This window comes from Flavobacterium sp. (genome assembly GCF_029945805.1).
Lineage (GTDB): Bacteria > Bacteroidota > Bacteroidia > Flavobacteriales > Flavobacteriaceae > Flavobacterium.
In genome coordinates this window covers 154,741-167,072 of record NZ_JAQSDH010000033.1, presented here as the reverse complement: position 1 = coordinate 167,072, position 12,332 = coordinate 154,741, and the positions used below count along the sequence as shown (strand labels likewise).

16 protein-coding genes are annotated in these 12,332 nt (G+C 34.0%); 2 read left to right on the top strand and 14 right to left on the bottom strand.

From position 1 onward, the window contains the following. Positions 1-48 precede the first annotated feature (48 nt). Positions 49-687 (bottom strand): CoA pyrophosphatase, encoded by a 639-nt coding sequence (locus tag PSU83_RS08135; protein WP_300588703.1) that lies wholly within the window; start codon positions 685-687, stop codon positions 49-51. A gap of 67 nt (positions 688-754) precedes the next feature. Between PSU83_RS08135 and PSU83_RS08130 the strand changes: the two genes are divergently transcribed. Continuing rightward, on the top strand, positions 755-1,198 hold the full coding sequence (locus tag PSU83_RS08130; protein WP_300588701.1) for a DUF4268 domain-containing protein: 444 nt from the start codon (positions 755-757) through the stop codon (positions 1,196-1,198). On the opposite strand, the gene PSU83_RS08125 is transcribed toward PSU83_RS08130, so the two are convergent. Both PSU83_RS08125 and PSU83_RS08120 read right to left on the bottom strand, forming a co-directional pair. Beyond that, positions 1,195-1,491, bottom strand: a complete 297-nt coding sequence (locus PSU83_RS08125) for a DUF721 domain-containing protein (RefSeq protein ID WP_300588699.1) — start codon at positions 1,489-1,491, stop codon at positions 1,195-1,197. The two genes, PSU83_RS08130 and PSU83_RS08125, sit on opposite strands and share 4 nt — an antisense overlap. Before the next feature lie 23 nt (positions 1,492-1,514). Continuing rightward, complete coding sequence (locus PSU83_RS08120) at positions 1,515-1,931, bottom strand: hypothetical protein (RefSeq protein WP_300588697.1); 417 nt, start codon at positions 1,929-1,931, stop codon at positions 1,515-1,517. Positions 1,932-2,060: 129 nt separating this feature from the next. Here PSU83_RS08120 and PSU83_RS08115 point away from each other — a divergent pair, with 129 nt between their 5' ends. Beyond that, the gene (locus PSU83_RS08115) at positions 2,061-3,128 is read left to right on the top strand and encodes a serine hydrolase (protein ID WP_300588695.1); all 1,068 of its coding nucleotides are present in this window, start codon (positions 2,061-2,063) and stop codon (positions 3,126-3,128) included. Between the two features lie 208 nt (positions 3,129-3,336). On the opposite strand, the gene ftsY is transcribed toward PSU83_RS08115, so the two are convergent. The 11 genes from ftsY to PSU83_RS08060 all read right to left on the bottom strand — a co-directional run bounded on the left by ftsY (position 3,337) and on the right by PSU83_RS08060 (position 12,307). Next, complete coding sequence (gene ftsY, locus PSU83_RS08110) at positions 3,337-4,290, bottom strand: signal recognition particle-docking protein FtsY (RefSeq protein ID WP_300588693.1); 954 nt, start codon at positions 4,288-4,290, stop codon at positions 3,337-3,339. 373 nt (positions 4,291-4,663) lie between these two features. Continuing rightward, a complete protein-coding gene (locus PSU83_RS08105; RefSeq protein WP_136152050.1) occupies positions 4,664-4,816 on the bottom strand; it encodes a DUF4295 domain-containing protein in 153 nt (50 codons plus the stop codon). 71 nt (positions 4,817-4,887) lie between these two features. Beyond that, positions 4,888-5,070, bottom strand: a complete 183-nt coding sequence (rpmG, locus tag PSU83_RS08100) for a 50S ribosomal protein L33 (protein ID WP_035126304.1) — start codon at positions 5,068-5,070, stop codon at positions 4,888-4,890. A 28-nt stretch (positions 5,071-5,098) separates the two neighbouring features. Then, on the bottom strand, positions 5,099-5,335 hold the full coding sequence (gene rpmB / locus PSU83_RS08095) for a 50S ribosomal protein L28 (protein WP_300588689.1): 237 nt from the start codon (positions 5,333-5,335) through the stop codon (positions 5,099-5,101). A gap of 161 nt (positions 5,336-5,496) precedes the next feature. Then, on the bottom strand, positions 5,497-6,753 hold the full coding sequence (locus PSU83_RS08090; RefSeq protein WP_300588687.1) for a CinA family nicotinamide mononucleotide deamidase-related protein: 1,257 nt from the start codon (positions 6,751-6,753) through the stop codon (positions 5,497-5,499). Between the two features lie 146 nt (positions 6,754-6,899). Next, on the bottom strand, positions 6,900-7,244 hold the full coding sequence (locus PSU83_RS08085; RefSeq protein WP_300588685.1) for an Hpt domain-containing protein: 345 nt from the start codon (positions 7,242-7,244) through the stop codon (positions 6,900-6,902). Further along, positions 7,244-7,855 carry a fumarylacetoacetate hydrolase family protein gene (locus PSU83_RS08080; protein ID WP_300588683.1) on the bottom strand — a complete coding sequence of 204 codons (612 nt, stop codon included), beginning with the start codon at positions 7,853-7,855 and terminating at the stop codon, positions 7,244-7,246. Before PSU83_RS08080 ends, PSU83_RS08085 begins: the two co-directional genes overlap by 1 nt. A gap of 67 nt (positions 7,856-7,922) precedes the next feature. Then, entirely contained in the window at positions 7,923-8,699 is a 777-nt protein-coding gene (locus PSU83_RS08075; protein WP_300588681.1) for a 3'-5' exonuclease, read from the bottom strand. A gap of 301 nt (positions 8,700-9,000) precedes the next feature. Further along, entirely contained in the window at positions 9,001-9,522 is a 522-nt protein-coding gene (locus tag PSU83_RS08070) for a hypothetical protein (RefSeq protein WP_300588679.1), read from the bottom strand. A 200-nt stretch (positions 9,523-9,722) separates the two neighbouring features. Then, the gene (locus tag PSU83_RS08065; protein WP_300588678.1) at positions 9,723-11,027 is read right to left on the bottom strand and encodes a dihydrolipoamide acetyltransferase family protein; all 1,305 of its coding nucleotides are present in this window, start codon (positions 11,025-11,027) and stop codon (positions 9,723-9,725) included. Between the two features lie 119 nt (positions 11,028-11,146). After that, positions 11,147-12,307 carry a glycosyltransferase family 2 protein gene (locus PSU83_RS08060; protein ID WP_300588676.1) on the bottom strand — a complete coding sequence of 387 codons (1,161 nt, stop codon included), beginning with the start codon at positions 12,305-12,307 and terminating at the stop codon, positions 11,147-11,149. Positions 12,308-12,332: the final 25 nt, after the last annotated feature.

Sequence of the window (12,332 nt, the reverse complement as noted above, 5' to 3'; positions counted from 1 at the left end):
CAATCCCAAAACTTCGAGACTGAAGGCAAATCTACAAAAACTAAAACTTTATAAAACTAATTTCAAGGTTTCTTTAAGTTCGCTCAACATCATCGCAGTTGCGCCCCAAATGAAGTGTTCTTTGACTTGAAAGCCAGGCACTTCAATAGAATTCTGATACGAGGTTTGAATTAAAGTGTTCTTCAGAATTTTATCATCCAAGAAATCCACTAATGGAAATTCAACAATTCCTGCAACTTCCTCTTCCTGCAAAAAGAACTTTAATTCGTCATGACTATAGCCCAAAAACGGATAGACCATAAAGTTGCTCGGCGGAATATACACTTCGGTAAAAGCCCGAATTACATTGATGCTGCTGGGGTGAATTCCAATTTCTTCGTGAGTTTCACGCAGTGCGGTTTGTTTCAAATCAAAATCTTCCAATTCTACTTTACCACCTGGAAAAGCTATTTGTGACGAGTGCACGCCATTATAAGAAGTTCGGAGAATCAAAGCCAGATGCGTTTGGAAATTTTTAGGATAAAAAAGCATCATAACAGCTGCTCTTTTGGGTTTGATTTGACTCAAATCAATACTTTTTAATAAATCTTCTCTGTTAGGCGGAACCATTTTTGCATGCGCAAGTGCTGCTGGTAGTTCAACATTTAGTATTTTTGGTGTATATTTTAAAAACTCATCAAAATGCATAGCCGTTTTTTTTGAATTATAAAGTTACCTTAAAAATACAACGCGTTCAACTTTTTACCAAACTAAAATGTACAGCAAAAAAGAAGCATTATTTATAAAAAAGGATTTTTGGATTGCATTTGCATCAGTATATCCAAGAAAATGGTTGTTGTACGACACTAAAATTAAGGATGTAACATTCAAGTTTTATGTTGATAACAAGAAGGCACAAGTACTGCTTGATATAGAACCTAAAGATGAAGAACTGCGAAAAATCTACTTTGAAAAAATAGAATCACTCAAAACCATTTTGCACGAAGAATATCTTCCGGAAGCAATTTTTGAGCGTAATTTTTATCTGGAAAACGGAAAAGTAATCAGTAGAATTTGGGTAGAAAAATTGGGCGTAAGCCTGAATAATAAAAGTAATTGGGGTGAAATATTTTTGTTTTTCAAAGATACAATGTCGCAATTTGAGTTATTCTACAACGAATATGAAGAGTATATTAAGGATTTAGAAACCAATACTTAGCGCAGGATCACATCAGTTACTACTTCCTTACCTATTTCCTCATTAATCATCTTGATAATCTTTTCTTTGCCGTAACTCAACTCCTGACGCAAGACCGCTGAAGTCAACGAAACATAAAGAGTTGAACCTTTCAGCACCACTTCTTTAGTGTAGGTATTCACTCCGTTACCCATGAGCGATTTCCAAGCATCTTGAACATCAATTTTGTCCATACCGGATTGCAGTTTATTTTTTTCTATAAACTGTTTTAAAACCTCCCCAATCGTTCCTTCGTTACTTAATCGTTTAGCCATTTTGCGCTGAATTTATTTCAGAATTATTCGAATGAAAAAGGTTTGAATTTTTTATAGGTATATTCTAGTTTATCTTTATTCTTCAATACTAAAGTGGAATCCTCAATGGAGATGATTTCTTCTTTCCACTTGCCATATTTCGTAGCATATTCGATAAAAAAAGAATTATCTTTTTCGACAACCTTTATGATTTCTTTAATATCGTTGGTTTTAAATTTTCCGTCAAATTGAGGCATAACCTTCTGGCGAAAACCTTCATTATCGTTCAACTCAAAATAATCGATAGTTTCATTGACTTTATAATCTTTCTTTTCTCCATTTGGCAAACCAACTTGTTTGATTTCCCAATAACTATTAATCTTTTGAAGATCTTCTTTTTTAACACCAGTATGACACGAAACTAAAACCAAACAAACGATAAATAATCCTATTTTTTTCATTGTTAGTACTTCTAAATTGTAGATCAACAAATTTAATTTTTTAACTGTATAAAGTCAACACAAATAAAATTAATGTTATCAACATTAAACTATTTTCTACCTTTAAAGTCCAAAGAAAAATTTTTCCTTATGAGACAACTAGTCCTCCTTCCGATTCTTTTCGTTTTACTTGTCAGCTGCAGTTCTGATTCCGCTTCAGCTGATCCAATTGAAGAGCAAATGTATTTTCCGCCAAGCGATGGAAATGTAGTGTGGGAAACAAAATCGATTGCTAGTTTAGGCTGGAATCAAAATGCGGTTCAACCGTTATTGGATTATCTCGAGCTGAAACATTCTAAATCGTTCATAGTATTGCTAAACGGAAGAATTGTAATGGAAAATTATTTCAATGGACATACTGCCACATCGCCATGGTATTGGGCAAGCGCCGGAAAAACTTTAACTTCAACAGTAACGGGAATCGCACAGCAAGAAGGTTTACTAAACCTAAATGATAAAGTTTCTGATTATTTAGGTCCAGGTTGGACTAGTGCACCATTAGCTAAAGAAAATCTAATTACCTGTAAAAATTTATTGTCGATGAATTCAGGATTAGATGATACTTTAGGAGATGAGGTTTCTCCAGCTAACCTTCAGTATGTCGCTGATTCAGGAACGAGATGGGCTTACCATAATGTGTATGTAAAATTACAAGATGTAGTAGCTTCAGCTTCGGGACAAACATGGTCCAGTTATTTCAATTCAAAACTACGCGATAGAATAGGAATGACAGGAACTTGGAATCCTAATGGAGGTTTAAGCGTTTATTATAGTAATTCAAGAAGCATGGCACGATTTGGTTTACTGGCCTTAAACAAAGGAGAGTGGAATACAACACAAGTAGTAAACGAAGCTTACTTTAATGCTGCTACTTCAACATCGCAAAATATTAATTTAGGTTATGGATATTTGTGGTGGCTGAATGGAAAAGCAAGTTATCATTTACCGCAGACTCAGCTACAAATCAACGGAAGTATAATTCCAACTGCGCCAAACGATATGTTTATGGCATTAGGTAAAAATGATCAAAAAATCTATGTGATTCCGAGTAAGAAAATGGTAATTATACGTATGGGAGATGCAGCTGACAATGTAAATCTAGCCTTATCCGATTTTGATGCAACGCTTTGGCAAAAAATTAAAGCTTTATACGAATAGTGTTATTTTCTACTAGTATTTCTTTTTCTATTAAGCAAGCGAATCAAAGAATATACAATAACAATAAAGGCCAATAATTGTAATCCTAACGCTAAGCTTGTGAATCTTTTTTCAATAAGTTTTGACAAAAATTCAATACCAACACCAAGCAAAAGAAGTAATAAGGGAGATGTTGACGTAAAAAAGGATGAAAATTTATTCATAGCTATTATTTAAAAAACGAATCTACAAATTCATATTTATTAAATACTTGTAAATCTTCAATTTTTTCTCCAACTCCGATATATTTTACCGGAATCTGAAATTGATCTGAAATCCCAATTACAACGCCACCTTTAGCTGTTCCGTCTAATTTGGTTACAGCCAAACACGTAACTTCAGTTGCAGCGGTAAATTGCTTAGCTTGTTCAAATGCATTTTGACCTGTAGAACCATCTAAAACTAACATAACATCATGTGGCGCATCTTCAATAACTTTCTGCATCACCCGTTTTACTTTGGTTAATTCGTTCATCAAATTAACTTTATTATGCAAACGACCAGCGGTATCAATAATAACAACATCGGCATTTTGGGTAACTGCACTTTGTAACGTATCAAACGCAACCGAAGCCGGATCACTTCCCATTTGCTGTTTTACAATTGGAACACCTACTCTATCCGCCCAAATCTGCAGTTGATCAATCGCAGCAGCACGAAACGTATCGGCAGCACCAAGAACAACGCTATAACCGGATTTTTTAAACTGATAGGCTAATTTTCCAATGGTAGTCGTTTTTCCAACCCCGTTTACACCAACAACCATAATAACATACGGTTTTTTGTTGGCCGGAATTTTAAATTCGGTTTCTTCACCTGATTTAGTTTCAGAAAGTAAACCAGCAATTTCTTCACGAAGGATTTTATTCAGTTCGTCAGTTCCCATGTATTTATCATTAGAAACTCGCTCTTCAATTCTGTTTATGATTTTTAGAGTAGTATTGACGCCAACATCAGAGGTAACTAAAATTTCTTCAAGATTATCTAAAACTTCATCATCAACTTTCGATTTACCAGCAACGGCTTTAGTCAGTTTTGATAAAAAAGAAGTGCTTGATTTTTCAAGGCCTTTGTCTAAGGTTTCCTTTTTTTCGGAAGAGAATATTCTTTTGAAAAAACTCATTTGTTACGGATTGGAGTTCAAAAATGTTGTAAAAAACGAAATGAAAATTTCATTTTGCAGTCAAAAATATGAAATTTTTACCAGCTTACTTCTTCCTTATTCAAAATAATAAATAGAGAAGAAATAGATAAACCTTTGGGTGCATTTATATAGTAACATCAATTATTTACAATTTGTTTTAGACTTAGCTTATATAAGAGCCTTAAAAAAGTCCTTCGACAAGCTCAGACTGCCATTTATGGTTCTAATTGGACTCAAAAATAATTTAAAAATCTAATTTTATTAAACTGATGATAATTTCGACCAACGGCTTACATAAATAAAAAAGCTACTTCCAAAAGAAAGTAGCTTTGATATATTGTTTTAATTGGAATTATTTCTTTGCTAAGAAACTATCCACTTCTTCTGGTGTCATAATGCTTTCAACAAAAGTATAAGCTCCTGTTTTTGGAGATTTTACCATTTTGATAGCTTTTGATAATCTTTTAGAAGCTGTTTGAAGCGTTGCTACGGTTTTCTTTGCCATGACTAATATTTGTTATTTTGATTGAATATTTTATTCAGATGAGATCATCTGAAATTGTACTAAATCTCTAATTATTTAATTTCTTTGTGAACAGTCATTCTCTTTAAAATTGGATTAAATTTCTTAATCTCTAATCTATCTGGAGTATTTTTCTTGTTTTTGTTTGTAATGTAACGAGAAGTTCCAGGAAGACCTGTTCCTTTGTGCTCAGTACATTCTAAAATAACTTGTATTCTATTACCTTTCTTTGCCATCTTACTTTTATTTTTATCGGATTAAGAATTATTTAATAAATCCCTCAGCCTTTGCTTTTTTCAAAACTGCAGCCAATCCATTTTTATTGATTGTTTTAATTGTAGAACAAGCTACTCTTAAAGTAACCCATCTGTCTTCTTCCGCAAGATAGAAACGTTTTTTAACTAAGTTAACAGAAAATTTTCTCTTAGTCTTGTTCATTGCGTGAGAAACATTATTTCCCACCATCGCTCTTTTACCTGTAAGGTCACAAACTCTTGACATTATACTTATCTTTATATCGTTATTCAATTCGAGGGTGCAAACTTAAGAAAAATAAATCATTGAAACAAAATAATTATTATAGATTTTTTTTCTTTTTTTTATTTGATTTTTATTGGTGAAAAAGAATATCTTTTTTGAACAATTTTATTAACATTCCCATTTTAGCTGTAGGCATTTTTTAAAATTTCTTTCTGCACAATTTCCAATGCTTTATTTGAAGTTCTATCTATCACTTTTTCACGGGGTTGCCCAAAATTGAACTCTTCAACAAAAACTCTATTTGGTGTTGCCAATGCAATGTAAACTGTTCCTACTTCTGCATTTCCAGGTTCGGAAGTTGGTCCTGCATTGCCCGTTGTTGCAATAGCATAATCCGTTTTCATTAGTTTCTGAACTCCTAAGGCCATTTCCTTTGCCACTTCTGAACTTACTACAGAAAACGCATCAATTATCTTAGCGTCAACTCCTAAAACTGATGTTTTGATATCAGTAGCATAACTCACAACGCTTCCTCTAAAATAAGCCGAAGAACCAGCAACCGAAGTAAGCATTTGAGCAATTTTTCCGCCAGAACAACTTTCTGCAGTAGAAATGGTTTTCCCTTGTTGCGTAAGCAGTTTTCCAATAACCACTTCAATCGTTTCATTTTCATCAAAACCAACGATAATATCACCAATAATATTAGTTAACGATTGTACGTTTTCCTCAATAGCCTTCAGCAGTATTTGCTCGTCCTTGCCACGAGCTGTTAATCGCAAGCGAACTTTTCCAGGACTAGGTAAATAAGCCAATTTAATGAATTCGGGTAGCTTGTTTTCCCAATTTTCAATTCGTTCCGCTATCATGCTTTCTCCTTGACCATAGGTCAGAATCGTCCTGTGAACAATATACGGTCGTTTGTACTCTTTTACGACTTTAGGTATGATTTCATTCTCTACCAGATATTTCATTTCGTACGGAACTCCGGGAAGCGAAATATAGACGGTATTTTGATTCTTCATCCACATTCCGGGCGCTGTACCAACTTTATTGAAAAGCACTTCGCATTTGGACGGAACCAACGCTTGGTCTTTGTTTAACTGCGTAATAGGCCTTTTATAAATTCCCTCAATAATTTGGGTAACATGAGACAAAACTTGCTGATTTACGACTAACACGTCATCAAAGTATTCGCAAAAAGTATGTTTGGTAATATCATCTTTTGTTGGTCCTAAACCGCCTGTAATAATAACTAAATCTACTTTATTTTGGAGATTGGAAAAAGTGTCTAAAATGTGTTGTTTCTTATCGGAAATAGAAAGCATTTCAACCGTTTCTACTCCAATTTTATCCAATGCTTTTGCAATGAATCCTGAGTTGGTATCTACAATTTGTCCAATCAGAATTTCGTCGCCAATGGTTACTATGGTTGCTTTCATGGAATACTAAGTTTTTAGATTAATTTATCTCGAACGATAACAAGAAGTAAAATGGACTATCCTTTAGCCCCGATTGAAGTGGCACGAAGTATAACGAAAAGCGGGAATTACCATTTCTGACAATTCCCGAACCATTCGCTTCTTATTTATATCTCGAAATCTTTCTTGATTTCTTTTACGGCTTTGTCAATTTGGCTTTGAATACTTTCAAAAGTATGTTCAATTTCTTTGCGTTTACCTTCGGCTTTGGTCCAAGCTTCTACTTGAAGTATTTCCTCGAAAGCTACAGTCATTCCCATTAAATCTAAACTAGGTTTGATTTTGTGGGCATAGCTGTAAGCCAATTTGTGATCTTTATTTTTGATCCCTAAATCAATTTGTTTCAAATCTTCTGGAACTTCGGTTACGAAAAGTGTGATGATTTGCATTACGAACTCTGGATCGTTGTCTGATAGTGCGTAAACCTTTGCTAAGTTATAATTTATTGCCATTATTTAATGTGTAATCTTAATACTAGTTTATCTTCTATAAATCCTTCAAGAACATCATTTGGATTTACTTTTGCGACACCTTCTGGTGTTCCGGTGAAAATGATATCACCCTTTTTTAATGTAAAATACTGCGATATATGTGAAATAATTTCATCTATATTCCAAAGCATTTGACTTGTATTTCCTTTTTGGACAATTTGTCCATTATTTTTCAATTCAAAATTAATATTTTCTACCGAATTAAAATCGTTTTTCGGATAAAAGTCGCCAATAATCGCTGAACCGTCGAATGCTTTCGCTTTTTCCCAAGGAAGCCCTTTTTCTTTAAGCTTTTGCTGAAGATCTCTTGCCGTAAAATCAATTCCTAAACCAATTTCATCATAATATTTATGGGCGAATTTAGTATCAATGTATTTTCCGACTTTACAAATCTTTACCAAAATCTCAATTTCGTGATGAACATCGTTAGTGAATGCTGGAATTGTAAATGGTGTTTTCTTTGGTAAAACTGATGTATCTGTTTTCATGAAAATCACAGGTTCATCCGGACGCTCATTGTTGAGTTCCGCTATATGATTCGCATAATTTCTTCCGATGCAGATTATTTTCATGACAAGAAAAAAGAAGCAAGAAGCAAGAATCAAGACTATCTATTGTCTTTATCTTATCTTCACTCTTCTAGTTAAATTTATTATTCAGTTTCCTTAATTTTATTGCTGTAAGCACTTTTTTGGTATACAATGGAAAATCCGCATTTTGAATCCAGCCAAAATAACCCGGTTCTTTTTCCAGAACTTCATCAACTAAAACGCCTTTGTGTTTCCCGAAAGAGAACATCTCCTGCCCTTCTGCATTCAATGCAATGAAACCAGCAAAATCAACGGCTTTTTTTCTAGTAGTAAATTCAGATAGCGTTTTCATATCGTTATCTAAATCTTCATATCGGTCCAATTGTGCTTTCAGAATTTCATACGTTGCCATCGTATCTGCTTCAGCACTGTGCGCATTTTCTAAACTTTGATTGCAATAAAATTTATAAGCCGCGCTCAAGGTTCGTTCTTCTTTTTTATGAAAAATAGTCTGAACATCAACTGAAACTCGGTTTTTCATATCAAAATCGACTTCAGCACGCAATAATTCTTCTGCTAATAAGGGTATGTCAAATCGATCCGAATTAAATCCTGCCAAATCAGAATCTTTAATCATCATGTGAATTTGGGAAGCCAATTCTTTGAACGTTGGTTCGTTGGCAACCTTTTCATTTGTAATTCCGTGAATAGCTGTTGACTGCAGCGGAATTGGAATGGTTGGATTCACTAACCAGGTTTTGCTTTCCTTATTTCCGTTGGGGAAAACCTTGAAAATTGAGATTTCTACAATTCGGTCTTTGGCAACTTCGATACCTGTAGTTTCCAAATCAAAAAAGCAAATCGGACGTGTGAGTTTTAATTCCATCATAAAATATTAAGCGAGCAAATATAAAATATTGAAGTTACAGATGGTCGATAATTAGATTATTTTAACAAATGATTTAGCAGTAAACGTAAATGATTTGTTACCAGTTAAAAATGAATAGTAACCGATGATAAATGATTTTTTACTGATTATAAATGATTTTAGGACCTCCCAGAATGACTTTAGAACGTGCAATAATGATTTTGAAACAAGTGAAAATAAAAAAACCCGACTAAAATTTCGGGCTTTTTATGGTATTGAAGAGAAGAATTCTGTTTTGATAAATATTTTATTGAAAAAACTATCTATTCAAATTGGAAATGTCTTCTTCTATCTTTTTTACTTCAAGTTGTTTTTTTGTTATTTTAACTTCAAATTCGCTGCTTTGTACCGCAGATAATTTCCCTGAATTTTTCTTGCTTTCGTATTTTCCTTGAATTTTAACTAAATCTTTATTGGCATTAATTAATTTCTGATTAAGCTTAATTTCTTTTGCTTTAGCATTGTTCAACTTATCGTTACTTTTTGCTATCGCTCTATTCTCTTTTTGAACTTGCTTTTGCTCCTTTTTAAGTTTTTTTTGAGTTCTGGCTAATTCTTTTCGTTCGTCTGTTGCTATATTGTCTTGTCGTTTTTGATCTCTGATGACTTTTTTCTGATCAGAAAGATCGGATTTGAGTTGAGATTTTTTTTCATCATTGGCGTATTTACTGGATTCAATTTTTGTTTGAACAGAATCTACAACAATTGTAGTCTTAATTTCTTGTGCAAACGAAATACAGAATGTAAATAAGGAGAGTGCACAAAGGGATAGATTTTTCATAATAGTGAAAGTTAATTTATATCATCAAATCTAACCCAACATGGATCAAAAAAAATTACATCAAACGAGCTATAATTTTACATAATTACAGTTTTTTACATCCAACTAAAACATCTACGTTTATCTGTCACTCAGTAATTATAAAATTAAAAAACCTCTCAATTACTTGAAAGGTTTTAGTTTATAAATTTTAAATACGATTAATAATCTCTATTCGGATCAAATGCTTCTAAATAATCTGCTACTCGTTTTACGAAGCTTCCGCCTAATGCACCATCAACGACTCTATGATCATAAGAATGTGACAAGAACATTTTTTGACGTATACCTATGAAATCACCTTCTGGAGTTTCAATTACCGCAGGAACTTTTCTAATGGCTCCAAGTGCTAATATTCCAACTTGTGGCTGATTAATAATTGGTGTTCCAAATACTGAACCGAACGTTCCAACGTTGGTAACCGTATACGTTCCGCCTTGCGTATCGTCTGGTTTTAGTTTTCCGGTTTTAGCGCGATTTCCTAAATCGTTAACTGCTTTTGCCATTCCCACTAAATTCAGTTGATCTGCATTTTTAATTACGGGAACGATTAAGTTTCCGTTTGGCAAAGCCGCAGCCATACCAAGGTTTATATTTTTACGTTTGATGATGTAATCGCCATCAACAGAAATGTTCATTCCAGGGAAGTCTTTCAGCGCTTTCGCAACGGCTTCCATCATAATTGGAGTGAACGTCAGTTTTTCGCCTTCACGCTTTTCGAACGCTACTTTTACTTTTTCTCTCCATTTTACAATATTGGTCACATCAACTTCAATGAAGGATTGTACGTGTGCCGATGTTTGCACAGAAGCCACCATATAACCCGAAATCAGCTTACGCATTCGGTCCATTTCAATAATCTCGTCGCCGCCATTTACAGAAACCGGAGCAGCTTGTACTGATGGAGTAACCTGCGCAGCTACTGGTTTAGTAGTAACCTGACTTTCAACTTTCGATTTTCGACTTTCGACAAATTTTAGAATATCTTCTTTGGTAACACGTCCTTCTTTTCCAGAACCGTTAATATTTTCCAATTCAGCTACAGAAATTCCTTCTGCAGTCGCAATATTTTTTACTAAAGGTGAAAAGAATTTATCTGATGATTTAAAATCAGCCGGAGTAACTGCAGCTTGAGCTCCCGAAGTTTCGGGATCAACCGTTTTAGCAACTTCAGCAACTGGAGCCGCAACAGCATTTGCAACTGGACTTGGCGCAGCGCTACCGCCTTCGGTTTCGATAATGGCAATGGTCTGCCCCACTTTTACGACATCATTTACCTGAAATAAAATCTCGGTTAACGTACCCGAAACTTCACTTGGAACTTCGCTATCGACTTTATCCGTTGCGATTTCCAAAACAGCTTCATCCGCCTCGATTTTTTCACCAACGCTTTTTAACCAATTTGTAATGGTTGCTTCCGCAACGCTTTCACCCATTTTAGGTAATTTCAATTCAAACTTTGCCATATCTGTAAACTAAAGTTGTGTTTTTCAATTTCGTTTGCAAAATTAGGAAAACAAATTAGGTTTTATCTCGAATTCAACAATTTTAATTCTTTCAAACCGTAATTCATAACTCGTAATTCTCATATTGTTATCACTTCGCCTCTATCGTTACTACTATTGCTTCCGATGATGAAATTGCTTTGCATTGGTAACAACTTAAATGTAAACGACTTGTTTTTGTTGGTTTCGAAAAAAGCGATTGCGTCTTTAAATTTAAGATAATTTGTATCCAAAATTACTTCCACATTTCTATTCTCCGAAAACGATTGCGAAAATACTGCTTTTCCGTTTTCTAAAAGAATTCTTTCTGTATTTTTTTGAAGTTTGTTTTCTAATTTTTCTCTTATAGATTCAGTATCAGAAACGAAAAGATACTTATCTGGACTTGGTTTTGGCTTGACGTTTCCCTGAAACATTTTGACAAAAGAGAAAAATAGTATCCCGATTTTCATGAACAACGAAAAGAAAAATGACACATTAAAATGTTTTTTATAAAAGAAATTCATTGCTTCCTGAAAACGTTTCATATACGTTCCGTCTTTTACAGTACTTTCTCCTTTAAAATGAATCACTGTCGTTTCATGGAAATAATAATTAGATTTTCCTTTCTGCAACGCCATATAACTCAAATCAATATCATCGGAATACATAAAGCATTTTTCATCAAAACCGCCAATTTCGTTATACAATTCACGCTTCATCACCATAAAAGCACCAACCAAAATATCCACTTTACCCGTTTGGTTTTCATTTAAATGTTGAGCGTAATAGTTGTTGAATAAAGAAGAATTTGGAAAGAATTTATACAACCCAAAAATCTTGGTAAACGCAACCCAAGGCGTTGGAATTCCTCGTTTGCTTTCAGGTAAAAAGTTTCCGGTTCCGTCAATAAGTTTACAGCCCACAATTCCTAAATCGGTTTTACTTTTCGCGAAAGCTAGTATTTTTTCAAAAGTATCTTCGGCAACTACCGTATCGGGATTTAAGATGCAGATGTATTCGCCTTTGGCTGTTGCAACACCAATATTATTACCTTTAGGGAAACCTGAATTTTCTTTGTTTTGGATAAGTTTTATATTCGGAAAACACTGTTTCATCATCGCGCAACTATTGTCTGATGAATTGTTATCAATGACAATAATTTCGGCATCCAGATTCTGAATGGCATTTTGCACACTCAAAACGCAGAGTTCTAAAAAGAAACGTACATTATAATTAAGGATGATAACGGATAGTTGCATAGGTGCAAATTTAAAGCAACTTTTG